A 19,197-nucleotide genomic window follows, 5' to 3' on the forward strand; every position below is an offset into this window, starting at 1 on the left:
CATGACCACACCGTTTGATCCGAGTGCCTTTCTCTCGACCTGCAGCGGCCGCCCCGGCGTGTACCGCATGTTCGACAGCGAGGCGCGCCTGCTGTATGTGGGCAAAGCCAAGAACCTGAAAAACCGCCTGGCGAGCTACTTCCGCAAGACCGGCCTCGCGCCGAAAACCGCGGCCCTGGTGGCGCGTATCGCCCAGGTCGAAACCACCATCACCGCCAACGAAACCGAGGCGCTGCTGCTTGAGCAGACGCTGATCAAGGAATGGCGGCCGCCTTACAACATCCTGCTGCGTGACGATAAATCCTACCCCTACGTGTTTTTATCTGACGGCGACTTCCCACGCCTGAGTATTCATCGGGGCGCGAAGAAGCAGAAGGGCAAATACTTCGGACCTTACCCCAGCGCCGGTGCGATCCGCGAAAGCCTGAGCCTGCTGCAAAAGACCTTTTTCGTGCGGCAGTGCGAAGACAGCTTCTACAAGAACCGCACCCGGCCGTGCCTGCAATATCAGATCAAGCGTTGCAAGGCACCCTGTGTCGGCCTGGTTGAACCGGCGGAGTACGCCGAGGATGTGCGCCATTCGGTGATGTTCCTCGAAGGGCGCAGCAACGCCCTCACCGACGAACTCTCCGGCGCCATGGAACAAGCCGCGAGCACCCTGGATTTCGAGCGAGCCGCCGAGTTGCGCGACCAGATCTCGCTGCTGCGGCGTGTGCAGGACCAGCAAAGCATGGAAGGCGGAACCGGCGACGTCGATGTGATCGCCGCGTTCGTCAACCCGGGTGGGGCCTGTGTCCACCTGATCAGTGTGCGTGGCGGTCGGGTGTTGGGCAGCAAGAACTTCTTCCCGCAGACCGGGATCGACGAGGAGGTCGCTGAAGTCATGGCCGCGTTCCTGGGCCAGTATTACGTCAGCAGCCCCGAGCGCGACTTGCCGTCGGAACTGATCGTCAACGTGGTGCATGAAGACTTCCCGACGTTGATCGAGGCCATCCACGCGTTGCGTGGCCGTGAACTGGACATCAGCCACCGCGTGCGCGGCACGCGGGCGCGCTGGCAGCAACTGGCCGTGACCAACGCCGAGCAGGCCCTGAGCGCACGCCTGGCGAATCGACAGCACGTGGCCGCGCGCTTCGAGGCCCTGGCCGAAGTCCTCAACCTGGACGAACCGCCCCAGCGCCTGGAGTGTTACGACATCAGCCACTCCAGTGGCGAAGCCACGGTGGCGTCCTGCGTGGTGTTCGGGCCGGAGGGGCCGATCAAGTCCGATTACCGGCGCTACAACATCGAAGGCGTCACCGCCGGCGACGACTACGCCGCCATGCACCAGGCCTTGACGCGCCGCTTCAGCAAATTGAAGGAGGGGGAGGGCAAGCTCCCCGATATCCTGCTGGTGGACGGCGGCAAGGGCCAGCTGTCCATGGCTCGCGACGTGCTCAACGAACTGGCGGTGCCCGACCTGATCCTGCTCGGCGTGGCCAAGGGCGCCACGCGCAAGGCCGGCTTCGAGACGTTGTACTTGAATGATGCCGCCCATGAGTTCACGTTGAAGGGCGACTCGCCTGCGCTGCACCTGATCCAACAGATCCGCGACGAAGCCCACCGTTTCGCCATTACCGGCCATCGCGCCCGTCGCGGCAAAACCCGGCGAACCTCAACCCTGGAAGGCGTGGCCGGAGTAGGCCCGACACGCCGACGCGACCTGCTTAAACATTTTGGTGGCTTGCAAGAGCTCTCCCGTGCCAGCATTGACGAAATAGCCAAAGCACCCGGTATCAGTAAAAAGCTCGCTGAGTTGATTTATGCAAATCTACACAGCGAGTAGAATGCCTTCTCACCTCGTAGCCAGTTGTGCCGATGAATATCCCTAATCTGATCACCGTTCTACGCGTCCTGCTTATTCCGATTTTCATTTTGTTGTTCTATTTGCCTTACGAATGGAGCTACATGGCCTCCAGTTCGGTGTTCGCCGTTGCGGCCGCCACCGATTGGCTCGACGGCTACCTGGCCCGGCGCCTGGAACAGAGCACGCCGTTCGGCGCGTTCCTCGACCCGGTGGCCGACAAATTGATGGTGGCCGTGGCCCTGGTGCTGCTGGTGCAGGAACACGGCAACCTGTGGCTGACCTTGCCGGCTGCGGTGATCATCGGCCGCGAGATCGTCGTTTCGGCCCTGCGCGAATGGATGGCCGAAATCGGCGCCCGCGCCCACGTCGCCGTGTCGAACATGGGCAAATGGAAAACCGCCGCGCAAATGCTCGCGTTGGTGATCCTGCTGGCCAACCCGTCGGACTTTTCCTTCTGGGTCTTGCTGGGCTACGCCTTGCTGCTCATCGCTGCCGGCCTGACGCTGTGGTCCATGCTCCAGTATTTACGCGCTGCCTGGCCTCATCTGCGCACCACGGTTGAAAAAAAATAAAACTTTTTTGAATCAAGGGGTTGACGGGTGCTGAGGATTCTATAGAATGCGCCTCACCAAGACGCGGGAATAGCTCAGTTGGTAGAGCACGACCTTGCCAAGGTCGGGGTCGCGAGTTCGAGTCTCGTTTCCCGCTCCAAATATTGCGCTACAGAGTTCCACTGAATTCTGTAAGTGATTGAAATCAGGGCCTTTAGGCCCTTTTTTCGTTCCAGCGGGAACCACTGAAATCCAGCTCCATCCAGTGCTTTTAAGTCCCGATTTAAGTCCCGAATGAGGATCTTGGATTTGGATGTGCACTGAATCGGTTTTTTGCTGGAGCAGCTTGGATAGCGAAACGAGCATCTGGCCCTGACTCTGTTCAGGAGCTCGCTATGGCACTCTCAGATACCACCGTTCGGCAAGCCCGAATCACCGGCAATGACTACACGATAGGCGACACGGATGGGCTCGCGCTCAACGTGACCGCACGCGGCGGGAAAATCTGGCGTTTCAGATATTACTGGGCGGGCGTGCAGAAGCGCATGTCCCTCGGTAGTTATCCGCAAATCAGCCTTAAAGAAGCCCGTGCCCGACGTGACGAAGCGCGTGCCTTGGTCGCCCAAGGCATCAATCCCTATGAGCACCGTAAGCAGCAGCGTCGTGCTGTTCGTTTTGCGGCGGAGCATACCTTCGAGGCCGTGTTCAATCAGTGGGTGGAGTTCCGCAGGCTGAGCCTGAAGGAAGGACGCCAGAGCACGCTCTCGCAGATCTTGAGAATTTTCAATAAAGACGTCCTGCCCAGCCTTGGCGGGCGGTCTATCTACGATATCAATCGTCACGATCTGCTGGATTTGTTGGGCAGGATCGAACAGCGCAAGGCCTTAACGACAGCCGAGAAATGTCGGACCTGGTTCAACCAGTTGTTCCGCTATGCGTTGGTGAAAATCGAGGGGCTGGAACACAACCCAGCTTCAGACCTCGACGTTGTCGCACTCCCCAAACCGCCTGTTACGCACAACCCATTTCTTCGTATGGACGAGCTTCCGGGATTGATGGCTGCTCTTCGAAATTACGGTGGCGCCAACCAAACTCGGCTTGGCCTTCGGTTGTTGCTGCTGACCGGTGTCCGCACGGGCGAATTGCGGTTGGCGACGCCCGACCAGTTCGATCTGGAGAAGCGTTTGTGGGTCATACCGGCGGAGGTGGTGAAGCAGCTCCAGTTAGCGATGCGAAAGCCGAGTAAGCAGATCCAAAACGTACCGCCCTACATCGTGCCGCTGTCGGTGCAGGCGCTCGAGATCGTGCGTCACTTGCTGGACCAGGTTGTTCCGGCACAGCGCTACTTGTTTGCGCATCGAAGCGACCTGAGCAAGCGTATCAGTGAGAACACGCTGAATGGCGCGTTACGTCGGATGGGGTACGCAGATCAACTCACTGGTCATGGGATGAGGGCGACGATCTCGACGGCGCTGAACGAGATCGGATACCCGAAGGTTTGGGTGGATGCTCAGCTTTCTCATGCTGATCCAGATAAGGTGAGTGCGGCCTACAATCACGCGGAATACGTGGAGCAGCGCCGGACGATGATGCAGGATTGGGCGAACCGCCTGGATCTGTGGGGGCAGGGCCAGCTGAAAGCGGCAAGCTCTCCGCTTACCATCCGTTTGGAAGGGGCCGCTTCGCTGCCATCGCTTGAAAACGCGAGCGCAGATTCCATTCAGTTCAACGGCACCTTTCCAGCGACAACCGTCTCGGTGCCCAAGGCTTCGGTTAGCAACGAACCAGCTCTTATCGTGTCGCACCAGTCGCCTGTCGTACCTCATTCGGTCCCGACTGAAAAGCCGCATCAATCTCGCGTGTCTGACATCCAGCGCGTACGCGCCGAGATGCTAGCCATTTTTGAAGCTCCGAATAATTTACCGCTGCTTGTCTTCGCCAAATTGGCAGGCAAATCTAGAGATCAGATCAATCGCGATATCAAGGCTCGGCGCCTGCTGTCGCTGAGCCTGGGGAATCGCGGTCAGCGCATTCCCGATTGGCAGCTTGATCCACTGCGGCACAAGTTGGTACTTGCTGCGTTAGCGCGGTTTCCGGATGTCGATGCCTGGAGGCTTTATCGGGCGGTCTGTGAGCCCCACGAGCGACTGAAGGGGCGTTCGCCAATCGATGTGCTCACTCCGGAGAACTTCGACATGACTGCGCGGATCGTTTGCAGCGCCCTGAGCCCAAGCTGAGTTGCTGTCCTAGCGCGGTGACAATGGGTGTCACCGCTTGCTTGAGTACTGCTTGGCAAGGAACTGTAGTCGAGGCCTGCCGGCGGTGTTATGCGTCTCGTCGACCTGATCCCCTTGCAATACCGCGTGCTGGTCGCCGGCCTTTTACTGCTCGCTTTGGTCGCTACTTCGGCGGCCATCGCCTGGACGGTCCAAGGCTGGCGATACGGTCAGCAGCTGGAAAAACAAGCCCGGCTCCACACCGAAACCCTCAACCAGATCACCCTGGCCTCGGCCGCGCTGCAGCGCGCCGAGCAGGACAAGCGCCTGACCCTGGAACAGCAGCTGGCCGCCAAAGACCAAACCCACTATCGAGCCCTAACCGATGCCCAACGTGATCAGGATCGCCTGCGTGATCGCCTCGCTACTGCTGATGTCCGGCTGTCAGTCCTACTCGACGCCACCGATTCCACCAACGGCTGTGCAGTGCCAGCCACCACCAGCGCCGGCGGCGTGGTTCATGGAGCCACACGCGCCCGACTTGACCCGGCGCATGCTCAACGAATTATCGGCATCACCGATGTCGGCGACCGGGGGCTGATAGCCCTGGCGGCCTGCCAGGCCTACGCCAAAGAAGTTTCAACACCGAAGTGAAAAGGAGCGACCGGGCCGGATGCGCCAACATCCGGTCCGGTCGCCGTCCCTGCAGATGTCCCTGCAAGTCCAGCCAAGGCTCCTGCTCCGTGCACAAAGCGCGGCGAGTCTAGCACCTGTTTATCCATACAGTAATGTCTTGCTTTCAATGAGTTCACCCATCATCCCTTGGATGGGCGGCAAACGCCGCCTAGCCGACCGCCTCATTCCGCTTTTTCCGCCTCACGAATGCTATGTCGAAGTCTTCGCCAGCGGTGCCGCGCTTTACTTCATGCGACCCCAGGCCGCTCCGGTTGAAGTCCTGAACGACATCAACGGCGACTTGGTAACGCTCTATCGTGTCGTGCAGAACCACCTGGAAGAATTCGTGCGCCAGTTCAAATGGGCGCTCAGCTCCCGCCAGGTGTTTGAATGGCAGAAAATGACCCGTCCCGAAACCCTCACCGACATCCAGCGCGCCGCCCGATTCTTCTACCTGCAGCACCATGCCTTCGCCGGCAAGGTCAGCGGACAGACGTTTGGCACCGCGACCACTGGCCCGGCCATCAACCTGCTGCGGATCGAGGAGAACCTCTCGGCCGCATGGCAGCGACTGTCCGGCACCTACGTCGAAAATCCCCCCTGGCTTGATTGTGCTGAGCGCTACGACCGCGCTCATACGTTCCACTACATGGACCCACCGTACTGGCAGACCGCTGGATATGGCGTGGACTTCCCGTTCGAGAATTACGAGCGGATGGCTGACTTTATGCGTCGCTGCAAGGGCAAGGTCATGGTCAGCATCAACGACCACCCGGACATCCGTCGCGTGTTTGAAGGCTTTCACTTCGAGACGTTGGACATTCGGTACAGCAACACGAACCAGCGAAAGGGCACGGCCGAGGTCAGCGGCGAACTGGTGATCATGAACTGGGAGCCGGAAGCGTTAGGAGGCCTGTTCTAGCCATTCGTTTTGGCTCTGCTACAGTGACGACGCTGTAAGGAAAAAATGGGACCTTTAACTCTCACAAGGATAAATGGATATGACTTCTGCAGTTGTTACCTCAAACGATTTCCTAGTTGTCATGCAAGAGCGGTGCACACGGGCAAAAAGTTACATCGAGAACGCGTCCCAGAATCCCTCCGCTCCGTTAGTGGAGTCTCTCGCTGTACGTGAAGAGTCGGGATCGCTTCCGGTAGCGAACAGCGATGCGCTCGGTGATGCTTTGCAGCAAATCAAGGCGGTAGCCAATGCTGGCGCCACCCACACCGCTAAGGAAACTCTGAAAAAGACTTCCAAATCTGGTGAGATACGGCTGTCCCACGAACTGAACGGTTGAGCCCCGATGAAGCAAATGTCTTTCGCTGATGCCGAGTACGCAGGCAAACGTAAGCAGACCCGCCGTGAGCGTTTCCTGATTGAGATGGATCAGGTCGTGCCCTGGAAAGGCCTGATTGCGTTGATCGAGCCGCATTATCCGAAGGGTGAAGGCGGTCGTCCGGCGTATCCGTTGATGGCCATGCTGCGGGTTCATCTGATGCAAAACTGGTTCGGCTACAGCGATCCGGCGATGGAAGAGTCCCTCTACGAAACCACGATTCTGCGCCAGTTTGCCGGGCTGCATTTGGATCGGATTCCGGATGAAACCACGATCCTCAACTTCCGCCGGCTGTTGGAAAAACATGAGCTGGCCGGTGGGATTTTGCAGGTCATCAACGGCTATTTGGGCGACCGAGGTTTGCTGCTGCGTCAGGGAACTGTGGTCGATGCGACGATCATTCATGCGCCCAGTTCGACCAAGAACAAGGACGGTAAACGCGACCCCGAAATGCACCAGACAAAGAAAGGAAATCAGTACTATTTCGGGATGAAATCGCACATCGGTGTCGATGTTGAATCCGGTCTGGTACATAGCGTGGTGGGCACGGCGGCGAATGTGGCGGACGTGACTCAGGTCGATCAGTTGCTGCATGGCGAGGAAACTTACGTCTCTGGCGATGCCGGTTACACCGGCGTGGAGAAGCGTGCGGAGCATCAACATCGCCAGATGATCTGGTCGATCGCAGCGCGCCCCAGCAGCTATAAGAAGCATGCAAAAAAGAGCCTGATCGGTCGCATGCGCCGCAAAATCGAATACGCGAAAGCTCAAGTCCGGGCCAAGGTTGAGCATCCATTCAGGGTGATCAAGCGCCAGTTTGGTTATACGAAAGTCCGCTTCCGAGGCTTGGTGAAAAACACCGCGCAGCAGACCACACTGTTTGCCTTATCGAACCTGTGGATGATGCGAAAACGACTGTTGAATGCAGGCGAGGTGCGCCTGTGATGTGGACAATGAGCCCTGAAAAGGTGCTATTCCGCAAAAAACAGTGAACTGACAGGAGGAAAGGTCTGATTTTCGATTAAGTCGGTGTTTTTTGAACCTCAGACAGCGAGGCCGTTAAAAACGGCTGCTTACTTCAGACCTTCCCTAACCAAGCTCAGAATGAGATTAGCACCAGCGTCTCTAATTTTATGCAGAGTGCGAAAGATGGTAGTGCTGTTGAGAAATTTAGGGAAAGCATGAGGAGAAGCGGACAAACTGCCAAAGTTAACGCGAATCAGGCAATCGATAAAGCCTACGATACAGCTATAGAGCTTGTCTCTAACATGAGTCCTTCAGACCAAAATGCTGTCGTTAATCTTATGGATAACATTGGAGGAGTCCTTTCGAATATTTATTCGAAAATCAATAGTTTCATATTAAACGCAATCGAGACGTTACAAAGTTGGATTAATAACGCGTTCGAAGCTATTAAGGCATTATTTTCACAAATAGCGGCGTATATCAAAAGCGTACTGTAATTTGGGCTAGAGCCGTTCTATCGAAGCTTAGTTTTCTTCTGAGCGCCAGGGAAGCAGCAATTGTGCTCCCTGGTTTTTCACGTTCCCCACCTCTTTGCCTACGGTATACCATTCGAAGTGGGCTTCCGACCGGGAACGGTCTCTTGCAATTTCCTCTGCTTGCCTTGCGCTGAGATCTGGATCAAGCCAATCCCGCGCTTGTTCAGGTGATAACACCAGAGGTCTGCGATCATGGATATCCACCATGCCCTGTTCGCAAGACGAGGTAATGATCACGAAGCCGTCGCCGTCGCGCTCGTCGAGACCTGGACTGGCCTGTGCGAGCGCCCCGTAGAACATCGGCTTCTGACTTTTCAGGCGAATGAAATACGGCTGCTTTTTCTTTGGATCATTTGGGTCTTTAACCCACTCATACCAGCCCTCGCTGGGCACCAGTGCGCGCCCGGCCGGCCAAAGCTGTTTGAAAAACTTTCCCGTCGTAACGGTCTCGATCCTGGCATTGATAGGGTCCGGACGCTTCCCCTTCGCCCAGAAGGGCGCCCATCCCCACCTCACTGGCGTGACATGAACGCCTGCCTCTGTGCTGTGCAGGATCTGCACGCGGGTCGTCGGAGCCACGTTGTACCGGCTGATCGGCTCCGCGTCGTACCCGCCGAACAATGGCAGCTGGAGGCCTAGCTCCTCCATAAACACCGCCATCCCCTCGTACTGCACGAATCTCCCGCACATGAGCTGTCCCGCCTGTCAGATTTTTCCTATACAGAATTGACCGCGAACCTTGTACAAAGTTAACTGTATGTTCGTACAGTATTTTTGGATCGGTGCGTCATGAGCTTTTCAATTCTAGGCCCTATTGCTGAGGGTGGCTTGAAGCTGCCCCTGTGTTCGTTTCGAGTGCCTGCCGGGTTTCCGTCCCCGGCGACCGTTTTATAATGGGGAACATATGTCGACTATGAAAGCTCAAGGCTTGAGTGGTGGTTGTATGCAGCGCTCATATGTTTAGATGTGTAAATTTAAGTCAATAAATGTCTAGTCAACATATTTCGGTAGGTTTGCTCTGATCAGAAACTTGTCTATTGTTCAAACCTAAAACCGGCTTGCAGGACGCGACTTGGCTGATGATTTTCTAACGGTTGAGCTTGGTACAAAACTAGAGATTGGAAATTGCATGCTAATTGACCACCACATTTGCATTCGATTTGACCACCTTCAGCTGATTAGTTTTGATCTATAAGAAAACGTCATGGCAACACAATCCGCCCAGTTGTCGCCTAAGCTCTGCTACCAATACATACGCATTGAAGGGATTGCGCATAGGGGCTCATCATCAAATGGCCTGCTAGCCTTTACGCCTCTATAACGATGGCACATTACGGAAATTGGCAATGGCGATAGACCAAACGAAGAGGTTGATCAGCACTCGCAGCGAGGAAAACGCCAACCAGTTGCTGAGGGCAGGATGGACGCTGTTGTTGGTGGCTGATCGTAAAGAAGGAAAGCACCAGTGGCTGGTCTATCAGCTAGCGTGGCAGCGCGAAAGTGACCCCGTTGAGATCACCTTCACTGGTGTAGAGCCGGGGCCAGACCCGTTTTAAACTCACGGAGCGTCGTTGCTATCTGCGGCATTAATCTCTCGATTTATCGTTTAAAAAAATTATTTGCACGGCAGTTGACCACTACACCCCCCACTGCACCGGTATCTGCTCAGACGTTTCCGTCGTCCAGCACTTCAAGTGCTCAAGTCGAATGCAGCCTTGTTGATGCTGATAGTGCCTGCCGCTTGGCTGACTGTCACCTTGGTGATGGGGGGCAGGCGCTATTGGTGCTGGCGCGATAGGGGCGTGCAGATCATGAGGTGCTAGTCCTGTATGAGGACTGGAAACTGCAATGCCAGGCCGCCGGCATCATCCGGAAGCGGTTCAAGGAAGTGCGTGATGCTTTGGTCAATCGAGGATCGGCCAAGAGTATCCGATCGAAGTGCGGCCACACAGTGCTGGTGGCAGCTGTCAGTGCCAAACGAATGCTGATGCGCTACAACAATACATAGAACTCTGGGGTCCTCACAGGAAGCGAGCGAATGTGAATGAAATACAAACTCTGCGTCGTCAGGTTGGTTCGGTTCGCATCCGCTTCGCTCATCATAGTAGCCCCGGTGCAGTCGCAGAGGATCTCGAACCCAGGTCCTACGCCAATACGCCGGTCGGTATCAATTTCCTGCTCATGGGCTACAGCGATCTCAACGGCAGCGTGACGGCCCACCCCTCAATCCCGCTCCAAGATGCCAAGCTCAATATAAAGACTGTCGTGCTTGCTTTTGCCAAATCTCTGGACGTCTGGGGCCGCTCCGGGAAGTTCGATATCGTGGTGCCTGAGGCAAGATTGACGGGCTCTGCTCGCCGGTGAACCCAAGGATCGTAATGTTACAGGGTTGATCGATCCAAGATTCCGCTTCTCGGTCAACTTATATGGCGCCCCGGCGATGTCCCTGACGGAGTTCCCCAGCTATCAACAGGATGTGATAATCGGCGCCAGCCTGGCGATCACGGCGCCGCTCGGCCAATACGACGCTAGCAGGCTGGTAAATCTCGGCAACAATCGCTGGTCATTCAAGCCTGAACTTGGGTGTTTGCGCCGATGCCGAATTGACCCACGTGCCGAGATTTTACTGAGCCCCTCTGAATTCTTGCGAACCAATGCCAGTGCTGCATTTCGTTAGATTGGACTTGGGTCAGTCTTTAGTCGGCGCGTGGATCAATTCGGCATCGGCGCCAACACCATCTTGCTCTGGAACAGCGCCATGGGCATGGCGCGCAGTCTTTGGCAGAGACGCAGACGAACCTGGCCGTAAGCGAACGGGAGCGTGCCCTGCTGACGGAACATTTAACCCGAGCTAAACCCAACTGACCGAGTTGACCACAGACAAGCAGCTCCTCCTGCAAGATAACGCGGTGCTCTCCAGTCAACTTTCGGAGTCAAAGGCCAAGTGAGAGATATGCCTAGATAAGGGGGGTCATTCGATTCGTCAATAACCTACTGTTATTTATTAATTTCTTATTTTTTACGGTCAAAAATAATTGGTGATGAGCTCCTCAGGAAGCCCGCCGTTGAACTCTTTCAAGATCGCTATTTGTCAACAGCCCTCGTCGGCTATGCATTAAACCGGACTCGGTATCGACGCCAATGTGCGCTTTCATCCCGAAGAAATACATATTCTCCTTCTTCATCTGATGCCTTTCCGGATCGCGCTTGCCGTCCTTGTTCTTGGTCGAGCTCGGGCTCGGGCTCGGGCATGACTGATCGTCGCATCGACCACGGTGCCTTGGCGCCGTATCAAGCCACGATCGTCCAGATAACCGTTGATGATCTGCAAAATCCTGCCCGCCAGTTCATGTTTTTCTAGCAGGCGGCGGAAGTTCAGGATCGTGGTTTCATCGGGAATTCGATCCAGATGTAGGCCGGAAAACTGGCGCAGGATCGTGGTCTCATACAGTGCCTCTTCCATCGCCGGATCGCTGGAGCCGAACCAGTTCGGCATCAGATGAACCCGCAGCATCGCCATCAACGGATACGCTGGATGACCGACTTCGCCCTTCGGATAATGCGGTTCGATCAAGGCAATCAAGCCCTTCTAGGTCACGACCTGATCCATTTCAATCAGGAAGCGCTCGCGGCGGGTCTGCTTACGTTTGCCGGCGTACTAGGCATCAGCGAAGGACATCTGTTTCATGGGGTAAAACCGTCATGTTCGTTATTTCACCAGAGCTGGAAGTCTTTTTCAGAGTTCTCTTAAGTATGCCATTAACGGAGCAAAGACCTTGCCTGACAGACATGTAATGTTAACGGCAGCTTTCTGACAGGTATCATTAGCTACTATCTAGTCACCAGTGAATTAGAGCTCGTAGAATCATGAAAACATTGAATGCAGTCATCGCTATTTCGATATTGGTAGTTTCATCCTTTGCCATGGCTGAAGGCGGAGGAGATCGTGTTTATGGTCGGATGATGCAAGAAAATCAACAGGCGATGGAGCAATACGCTCTCAAAAATAGTAAAGCCATACCTGAGATTGTTCATTATGAATATGGTATGAACCTGGATGTTCAGAAGGTAGTTAGTGTCACCCAAGCCAACAAATCCTGTGACGTTGCGCCTTCGCGCATGACCTATGAGGACTCTGCTGGCAAACTCAATACCTTGGAGTACATAGTTATGGGTACCAAATGCCAGCACGGAGGCTAGTCCAAAGGAGCCATGTCTGCGTCATATTATTTGGTTTGATTGTTTAATCGCGCTTACGGCTAGCTGACATAAAAGTAATTTTCAGGCCGCACTTGAGTTATCTTTTGTATGGAGTCATGTCTGCCGGCGCGTAGAAGAAACTCTCACGTGCCGGAGGGTTTTTATAACGATAAAATATTTCATAAAGAAACTCTGCCAAGCTATAGCCTGGAGTGTTACATGAATAATAAAAACTTTTATGGTCTTCCCCTCATTGCCCTTGGCATGAGTATGGGGCAGTTTGCAGTGGCCGTTGAGCAAAAACCAGAGGGGTTCATTGAAGGGAGCAACTTTAACATTCTCAACCGCAATCTCTACTTCAATCGCGACTTTCGCAACGGTCAGTCCAGTCGAACTATCTTTGCATATTGTGTTGAAAGTAGAGCTTTTCGTCGCCATACCGAGATGCCACGATCTTGGAATTTAGAACCAGCTGGCCTAAAAGTTTAGCCTGCTCGACCGTCTCGCCTTTATCCAAGGCGTAAACGTCGTACAGCACCTCTCCGACAGGGAAGTCAGTCAGCTTTATCCGAAAGTCATCCTGCATTGTCACCCCGTTGAAGCGAGCAACAGCTGCCGGCCGTGGCTTAAAAATAAGTTGATAAGGCGCCCTTGGCGCAGCCACTTTAGAGCCATCGATGTTAATGCCGGCCAGGTGCTCAACGGTCAAGTGACCAGGATCTGAATCTCTAGCCCCAAAACGTATGGCTGCCCATTCAAAGAAACCGGCTAGTAAGCGCGTCGCAAAAGAGGTTGCGGGTGGAATGATGTTGCTGAAAGTCTTTTCGAAGAAGTTGTATCCCTCTTGGCCGTCGATGGAGTTCATAACCTGTAGATTGACCGACGGGTGATTATCGTCAATGAAAAACTTCAAAGCTAAGGCCGGCACAGAGTGCGTATCCGTCGGCTTAGTCGCCACCGAAAGACGGCCGGTCACGCAGTCGGCGCCACTTTGGAAGATGCCGGTATAGCGACTCGCCACTCCACGGTTTGCCACAAACCGGAAGCGCGCCTCTGCACCAAATGCATGCACCAATTTGCGCCGCCCTTGCTCCAGCTCATCGCCTTGCGCAGTCAGCGACTTAACCGTAAAACTCGGCATTGCCAAGGTTAAGGTATCGCCGATGCCTGGCGCAGTCAGCGCTGGGAGTTCAGAGCCGTAGAGGGAAGGCACAATCTTGTTTTTCCAGATGAAGTCCTCCTTTTGACACGCCGATTGAGGTCGCGCTACGGCATCCCCAGTGATTGATAATGGCTGAACGCTGGGGGGTTGGCAGCCCGTCGTCGTGAATACAAAAAAGGCGGATAAGAGCGTACTTGCTTTGATCAACGGCATCGTCTGACTCCGAGTATTCCCTACCGATGTATGCACAATAACCACGATCTCCGTATAGCGCGGCAGATTGGGGTCTTCGGTTCTGCTTCATCGAGCAGCGCCGGTACCTCGGCCCCTCGATATAGCCGTATACGGTGCCATCGCGCCGCCAGCCACCTGACGCTTGATCTCGAGAAAGTCTGCTCCGGCACGGTAAGCGCTCGTAGCCGACCCGCGGCGAAGGCTGTGGCTGTGCTCATCTCCCGTAGCCTTGCCTCTCAGGCTCGTGTCGCCTGGGTGGTATTAACGCTATCCCCATGCAGCGCAGCATTACCGACTAAATCCCTACTGCTAATGAGCAGAAATAAAGGTCGCTGCTCAGTCCGAGCTGCCTCTCACCAGCACGTAATGTCGTGGGCTGCTATCAGTGTATGGCCGAAGCAGACCGTTCTTCGAGATTAACTTATCAGCGATAGTTGTCCTTGAGGGCGTTGTGTATCGCGGTCGCCGCAGTCGCCGCATGGGCGACTCCAACACTCATCTGATTGAGCGCGTTGACTACATCGCCCGCCGCGTACAACCCTAGGACTGACGTGCGCTGGTCGGTGTCCACCACCAACTCGCCATCGCTCTCAAAAGTTACGCCGAGGCTTTTGGCCAATTCGGTCCGTGCGTTGGAGCCAAGCATCGGGTATAGGGTGTCGAAACTGAGTTCGTCGCCGTTAGCCAAGCGTAGCGCCACACGATGCCCTTTGATCTTGCGGATTTGCTCGATCGGTTCCTCGATGAGACGGACGCCTGCCTGTGCAATTTTGAGACGTTCGTCGTTGTCTAGTTCTCTGCCGCCCGGTTGCACAATAAGTGTGAGCTGGCGGGTGTAGGTACGGAGAAATAGCGCATGCTTGAAACCTTCCTCGGCGGAGGCGAGAAGAGCAATGTCCTGGTCGATGACATCGTATCCGTCGCAAATCGGGCACCAACGCACATAGCCACCGAGAGTGGCCTCACGTAGATTGGGTATCTCAGGAGGCTTATCAATAACGCCGGTGGCAAGAATCACAGTTGACGCAACAACGCGGTCATCGTCGATGTCGGCGATGAAGTCGTCTCCTCGCTTTGATAGTGCTTTCACGGTGGCTCGTCGGACATAAACATTGTAGCGCTCTGCCTGATTGCGCAGCCGAGCCAACAACTCGGCGCCCGAAACACCTTGAGGAAAACCGGGATAGTTGTGCGTGATCGGGATCAGCTCCGCACGGCTCTGGCCGGCATCAACCAGGAGAACCTGTCGGCGATAGCGCGCCAAATAGATAGCCGCCGTCAGCCCGGCAGGGCCTGCACCGACGATAAGGCAATCCACCACATGATATTGAGCCTGCTTGCTTGTCATCCGGCTTTCCTTCTATTGCCGACGCTGCCGGAGCCAGAGTCATTTGGCAGTGAATTGAGGCGCCCAGTTCTAACTCCAAAAACTACTGTTTCAGGCGGTCAGACCACCGGCCAACTTGGTATCTATCATTCATTTACCGAGCTGAAACGCTGTCTAAGTCACTGCGTAGCGTTGTCCGAAACTGATAATTAACGGTGTTGGCCTCGGCAGACGCAAGCATCTCGCCGTCTCGCGCCACGACCACGAACGGGTCGCCGGACGACTGTAAAACCGTCGTTTCCGGCAACCGATTAGTCATTTTTGACCGCGTACGATCACTTTGGCGTAAGCGCAGCCTCGGTCCCTCTAAAGTTGGCCATTTTCGAGACGCCCAGCCAGCGTACTTGCGCGGCGCCCCGATCAGACCGTATCTGGCGGTACCAAAGCGCGGAGCGGTCATATCCAACACATTGCACGGGGTATAATCGCTCCGCCGACCACGCGGCTCATCCGCGCCACGAGCAGGACAATACCGGCCATCATGCAGTTATCGAAATTAGCTCGAACAGAACGCTTTGGCCCATGTTCTGGTCTCGCAATGTCTCTACTGCTCTCAAACGATTTTGCTTCTCAACGCGCAGTGACAGAGGAAGAAGATCATCTCGGACTCAAATAGTGCCTTTGCTTGCAGGTCTTTGGCCTATCTCGAATGGTTTTGGAAATCCATGGACCAAGCGCAGCATAGTTTTCGTCCAGTACCAGTTCACCGTGATATGCGCCGGCAGCGAATTACCGTCCAAACCGGCGCGGTTATTTCCTTCAAAGATACGGCGCACAGATCGACTTCGGCATCACCATAGTCATGGCTTTTTATTCGCTTTAATCCACTGATCGAATACGGCGATTTCCTTCTTCTGTGCGGCAATTATGTCCTTGGCCATACGGAGCATCTCTGGATTTTTTCCGTTCTGGAGTTCGGCTTGCGCCATCTCGACTGCCATTTGGTGGTGCATGCGCATGTTGGCCGCGAAGTCATAATCCACGTCACCAGTCATGGACATGCCGCCCATTTGTTTCATCATCTTCGAATGATCCTTCTGCTCGGAAGGCATCTGCATCGCTTCGCTTTTCGTGGGTTCTGCGGCATTAGTCCACGTCGGCGCTGCTGCCATTACCGCGACAGCCATCGCTACCACCCTCATCGACAAAGTGAACCGGCTAGAGCTGTTGTGCTTGATATGCTGTGACATTGTGAATCTCCTATTAGCGCCGAAGGGTTGGCACATGCATGCCATGGCCCCCGAACACGGAAATTGCTATTTCTGTACTGCATGGGGCTTGACTAACTCTGTTCGCCAGCCATTTTTCGGCAGATCTCTGCGCATTCACGGCAGGCCCTGACGCAATCTTCCATACCACCGACCTGTTCGCAGCTCTTCACGCAAGCATCACAGATCTCGGCGCAAACCCCACAAACGTGGTGGTGAAAGGTGGAACCACTCAACAAGAAATTGGCCGACGTCTGACAGATCTCGGCGCAGTTGATCATTAGGCGAAAATGTTCGGCCTCAAGGTGTTTACCCCCCGCCTCAAGGCAATGGGTCATCGCTGTATTCAGACAGGTTTTGTGGCAGTCGCTACACGCCTCAACGCAAGGCCGCAGGTATTGGTGAGTGTTTCTGTGAGAGGTAACCGGGGTGTCGCTCATAGCTATGTTCTCCATTGCATCCAAGGAAAGACAACACTAGCAGTGGTGCTGAGACCAGCGGCATTCGATAATTTCTATTAAAAACAACTGATCATTTCAGACTGATCGCGGATGAGTGATACTGCAGACAAGCACCAAGCGTAACGCGAGCAAGATGCTGTTAAATAGCATTCAAGTAAGTGCATACCCAAGGGCCAAGGGCTCATATTTCACCCTAGACCACGCTCGGCGGACAGTCGACTGAAATTAAAATTACATTTCTGTCAGCTCTTGGTTGGTTAACACTTCGTTGCGAATTGAGTTTAGTACCGAACGTCACCTAATAACGGTCGAAACACAAATTATAGGCGCGCTGTTAAGCATGCCATTAATTGAGTAAAGACCTTGCCTGACAGATATGTAATGTTAACGGCAGCTTTCTGACAGGTATCATTAGCTACTCTCTAACCATCAGTGAATTAGAGTTAGGAGAGGGTCATGAAATCATTGAAGGCAGTCATCGCTATTGCGGTATTGGCAGTTTCGTCCTTTGCCATAGCTGAGGGTGGAGGGGATCGCGTCTTTGGTCGGATGATGCAAGAAAATCAGCAGGCGATGGAGCAATATGCCATCAAAAATGGTAAGGCCATACCTGAGGTTGTTCATTACCAGTATGGTTTGAACCTTGATATCGCAAAAGTTATCAGTATGACCCCAACCACAGGATCTAGATACTGTGGGTTGGCCCCTTCGCGTATGACCTACGAAGACTCGAGTGGCAAGTTGAATACCCTCGAGTACCAAGTGCTGGTCAGTAATTGCCCTCATGGTGGCTGATCGCTTACGGTCCAAGTGCATTAGAGAAACTAAGGTTTATTTATGGAGCACCAAGTGGATAATTACATTCCGCTGACAAAAAAGTAATTTTTAGGTCATGCTAGCGTTATTTTAGATGTGAAACTATGCTGCTGCACGCAGGGTGTTCACCTGCATGCTTATAATCATAAATATTTCACATTAAAACTCTGCCAAGCAAAAGCCTGGGGTATTACATGAATAATAATAATAACTTTTATGGTCTTTCCCTCATTGCCCTTGGCATGAGTCTGGGGCAGGTTGCAGTGGCCGTTGAGCAAAAGCCAGAGGGGTTCATTGAGGGGAGCAGTTTTAACATTCTCAACCGAAATCTCTACTTCAATCGCGACTTTCGCAACGGTCAGTCCAGTCGAACGGGGAACGGTTACTCCGAAGAGTGGGCTCACGGAATTATCGGACGTTTTGAGTCAGGCTTCACACAGGGCACTGTGGGCTTCGGCATTGATGCATTCGCAATGCAGGGGATCAAGCTTGACTCGGGTGATGGCCGTTCTGGAGCCGGTGGCACAGTAGACATCATGCCCTACAACAGCAAGGGTCAGCCTGAGGATACCTATTCAAAAGTCGGTGGAGCAGCCAAGCTTCGCTTGCTAGATACGGTCGTCAAGGTTGGGGACGTATTTCCTTCCACGCCTGTTGTGGCGTATGGGGACTCACGACTGCTGCCTGAGAGCTTTCGTGGCGCCACGTTTGCCAACACCAGCATTGAAGGCCTGACCTTGCAGGGTGGTCGCCTGCATGCGATGAGCCAACCGAATTCAAGCAGCATGCGCGATGGTTTCGCTACGTTCTATGCAGGATCTGTAGACGCGCCTTGGATCGCCTACTTGGGTGGCGATTACACCGTTAACGAACATATCGGTGTGAGTCTCTATACCAGCCGCTTCAAAGATGTGTGGAACCAGTATTACGCTGGCACCACGTTAAGCTACCCACTTTCCGAGACTGTCGCGCTGATTGGTGGCCTGAACTACTACCGAGCAGTCGACGAGGGAAAAAAACTGCTGGGCAGCTTCGATAACAACATCTGGAGCGGTAAGACCGGTATCCAGTTTGGTGCCCACACGCTGACCGTTGGCTACCAGCGCAGCAATGGGGATGACGATTTTGATTACCTGCGCCAATCTGATTCTATTTTCCTGGATAACTCTATCCAATACAGCGACTTCAACTCCCCGAAAGAGCAATCCTTGCAGCTACGCTATGACTTGAATATGCAGTCCTTTGGCATTCCTGGCCTGAGCTTCATGACTCGTTACGCGAAGGGCTGGGATGCTGACTACTCGAATGCGAACAGCGTCTATATGCGCCGAGGAGCTGATGGCGCTCCACTGCAGGACCAGAAGCGTTGGGAGCGAGACATCGAGGCTAAGTACATCATTCAAGCCGGCTCCCTGAAAGACATGTCCTTCCGTGTGCGCCAAGCGACGACTCGGGCTACCGCCTTCGAATCAGATTTGGATGAGATTCGTCTGATTGTGGAGTACCCGCTGCAAATTCTCTAAATCGAGCATTAGCTACCTAGCTCACCAGGTACAACCCGTCTCTTTGTTACTCCTTTGGTTGGGAGGCGGCTTAGGCGCC

Annotated in this window: 18 protein-coding genes, 1 tRNA gene and 2 pseudogenes; 15 read left to right on the top strand and 6 right to left on the bottom strand. The window is 54.3% G+C overall.

The annotated features are described in order from the left end of the window. The first annotated feature begins 1 nt into the window (after position 1). From uvrC to JN756_RS11370, 8 genes are all read left to right on the top strand, one after another. Positions 2-1,825, top strand: coding sequence for an excinuclease ABC subunit UvrC (uvrC, locus tag JN756_RS11335; RefSeq protein WP_017847080.1), 1,824 nt, complete (start codon positions 2-4; stop codon positions 1,823-1,825). A 32-nt stretch (positions 1,826-1,857) separates the two neighbouring features. Then, positions 1,858-2,418, top strand: a complete 561-nt coding sequence (pgsA, locus tag JN756_RS11340; RefSeq protein WP_017847081.1) for a CDP-diacylglycerol--glycerol-3-phosphate 3-phosphatidyltransferase — start codon at positions 1,858-1,860, stop codon at positions 2,416-2,418. Between the two features lie 63 nt (positions 2,419-2,481). Beyond that, positions 2,482-2,557, top strand: a tRNA-Gly gene (locus tag JN756_RS11345). A gap of 235 nt (positions 2,558-2,792) precedes the next feature. Beyond that, positions 2,793-4,634 (top strand): tyrosine-type recombinase/integrase, encoded by a 1,842-nt coding sequence (locus JN756_RS11350; RefSeq protein WP_115128426.1) that lies wholly within the window; start codon positions 2,793-2,795, stop codon positions 4,632-4,634. Positions 4,635-4,724: 90 nt separating this feature from the next. Further along, positions 4,725-5,267 carry a lysis system i-spanin subunit Rz gene (locus JN756_RS11355; protein ID WP_092239318.1) on the top strand — a complete coding sequence of 181 codons (543 nt, stop codon included), beginning with the start codon at positions 4,725-4,727 and terminating at the stop codon, positions 5,265-5,267. Positions 5,268-5,415: 148 nt separating this feature from the next. Continuing rightward, positions 5,416-6,210, top strand: a complete 795-nt coding sequence (locus JN756_RS11360) for a DNA adenine methylase (protein ID WP_092239320.1) — start codon at positions 5,416-5,418, stop codon at positions 6,208-6,210. 79 nt (positions 6,211-6,289) lie between these two features. After that, the gene (locus tag JN756_RS11365; RefSeq protein ID WP_169850844.1) at positions 6,290-6,586 is read left to right on the top strand and encodes a hypothetical protein; all 297 of its coding nucleotides are present in this window, start codon (positions 6,290-6,292) and stop codon (positions 6,584-6,586) included. 6 nt (positions 6,587-6,592) lie between these two features. Continuing rightward, a complete protein-coding gene (locus JN756_RS11370) occupies positions 6,593-7,570 on the top strand; it encodes an IS5 family transposase (RefSeq protein WP_033902000.1) in 978 nt (325 codons plus the stop codon). 545 nt (positions 7,571-8,115) lie between these two features. Here JN756_RS11370 and JN756_RS11375 read toward each other — a convergent pair. Next, positions 8,116-8,817, bottom strand: coding sequence for an SOS response-associated peptidase family protein (locus tag JN756_RS11375; protein WP_092239324.1), 702 nt, complete (start codon positions 8,815-8,817; stop codon positions 8,116-8,118). Positions 8,818-8,916: 99 nt separating this feature from the next. Between JN756_RS11375 and JN756_RS11380 the strand changes: the two are divergent. From JN756_RS11380 to JN756_RS11395, 4 genes and pseudogenes are all read left to right on the top strand, one after another. Next, a pseudogene (locus JN756_RS11380) lies at positions 8,917-9,009 on the top strand (peptidase S24); the annotation flags it as partial. Positions 9,010-9,473: 464 nt separating this feature from the next. Beyond that, positions 9,474-9,683: a hypothetical protein gene (locus tag JN756_RS11385; protein ID WP_069553013.1), complete on the top strand. Its 210-nt coding sequence runs from the start codon at positions 9,474-9,476 to the stop codon at positions 9,681-9,683. Between the two features lie 484 nt (positions 9,684-10,167). Next, positions 10,168-10,491 carry a hypothetical protein gene (locus JN756_RS11390; protein ID WP_226926062.1) on the top strand — a complete coding sequence of 108 codons (324 nt, stop codon included), beginning with the start codon at positions 10,168-10,170 and terminating at the stop codon, positions 10,489-10,491. A gap of 25 nt (positions 10,492-10,516) precedes the next feature. Further along, a complete protein-coding gene (locus tag JN756_RS11395) occupies positions 10,517-10,804 on the top strand; it encodes a transporter (RefSeq protein WP_226926060.1) in 288 nt (95 codons plus the stop codon). 385 nt (positions 10,805-11,189) lie between these two features. Here JN756_RS11395 and JN756_RS11400 read toward each other — a convergent pair. Further along, a pseudogene (locus JN756_RS11400) lies at positions 11,190-11,746 on the bottom strand (IS5 family transposase); the annotation flags it as partial. Between the two features lie 248 nt (positions 11,747-11,994). Between JN756_RS11400 and JN756_RS11405 the strand changes: the two are divergent. After that, complete coding sequence (locus JN756_RS11405; protein ID WP_092230483.1) at positions 11,995-12,327, top strand: DUF2790 domain-containing protein; 333 nt, start codon at positions 11,995-11,997, stop codon at positions 12,325-12,327. Positions 12,328-12,721: 394 nt separating this feature from the next. Here JN756_RS11405 and JN756_RS11415 read toward each other — a convergent pair whose 3' ends face one another. From JN756_RS11415 to JN756_RS32375, 4 genes are all read right to left on the bottom strand, one after another. Next, the gene (locus JN756_RS11415; RefSeq protein ID WP_169850849.1) at positions 12,722-13,702 is read right to left on the bottom strand and encodes a hypothetical protein; all 981 of its coding nucleotides are present in this window, start codon (positions 13,700-13,702) and stop codon (positions 12,722-12,724) included. Between the two features lie 445 nt (positions 13,703-14,147). Continuing rightward, entirely contained in the window at positions 14,148-15,071 is a 924-nt protein-coding gene (locus JN756_RS11420; RefSeq protein WP_092230476.1) for an NAD(P)/FAD-dependent oxidoreductase, read from the bottom strand. Between the two features lie 839 nt (positions 15,072-15,910). Beyond that, complete coding sequence (locus JN756_RS11425) at positions 15,911-16,300, bottom strand: DUF305 domain-containing protein (RefSeq protein WP_226926058.1); 390 nt, start codon at positions 16,298-16,300, stop codon at positions 15,911-15,913. Between the two features lie 92 nt (positions 16,301-16,392). Further along, positions 16,393-16,773, bottom strand: coding sequence for a four-helix bundle copper-binding protein (locus JN756_RS32375; RefSeq protein ID WP_478219646.1), 381 nt, complete (start codon positions 16,771-16,773; stop codon positions 16,393-16,395). A 462-nt stretch (positions 16,774-17,235) separates the two neighbouring features. On the opposite strand from JN756_RS32375, the gene JN756_RS11430 reads away from it, so the two are divergent. Together JN756_RS11430 and JN756_RS11435 are read left to right on the top strand one after the other, a co-directional pair. After that, a complete protein-coding gene (locus tag JN756_RS11430; RefSeq protein ID WP_034114901.1) occupies positions 17,236-17,574 on the top strand; it encodes a DUF2790 domain-containing protein in 339 nt (112 codons plus the stop codon). Positions 17,575-17,789: 215 nt separating this feature from the next. Next, positions 17,790-19,118, top strand: a complete 1,329-nt coding sequence (locus JN756_RS11435) for an OprD family porin (RefSeq protein WP_034114902.1) — start codon at positions 17,790-17,792, stop codon at positions 19,116-19,118. Positions 19,119-19,197 lie beyond the last annotated feature (79 nt).

Origin of the sequence: Pseudomonas sp. Y39-6 (genome assembly GCF_023651955.1) — a bacterium.
In the GTDB taxonomy this organism is placed as follows: Bacteria; Pseudomonadota; Gammaproteobacteria; order Pseudomonadales; family Pseudomonadaceae; genus Aquipseudomonas; species Aquipseudomonas veronii.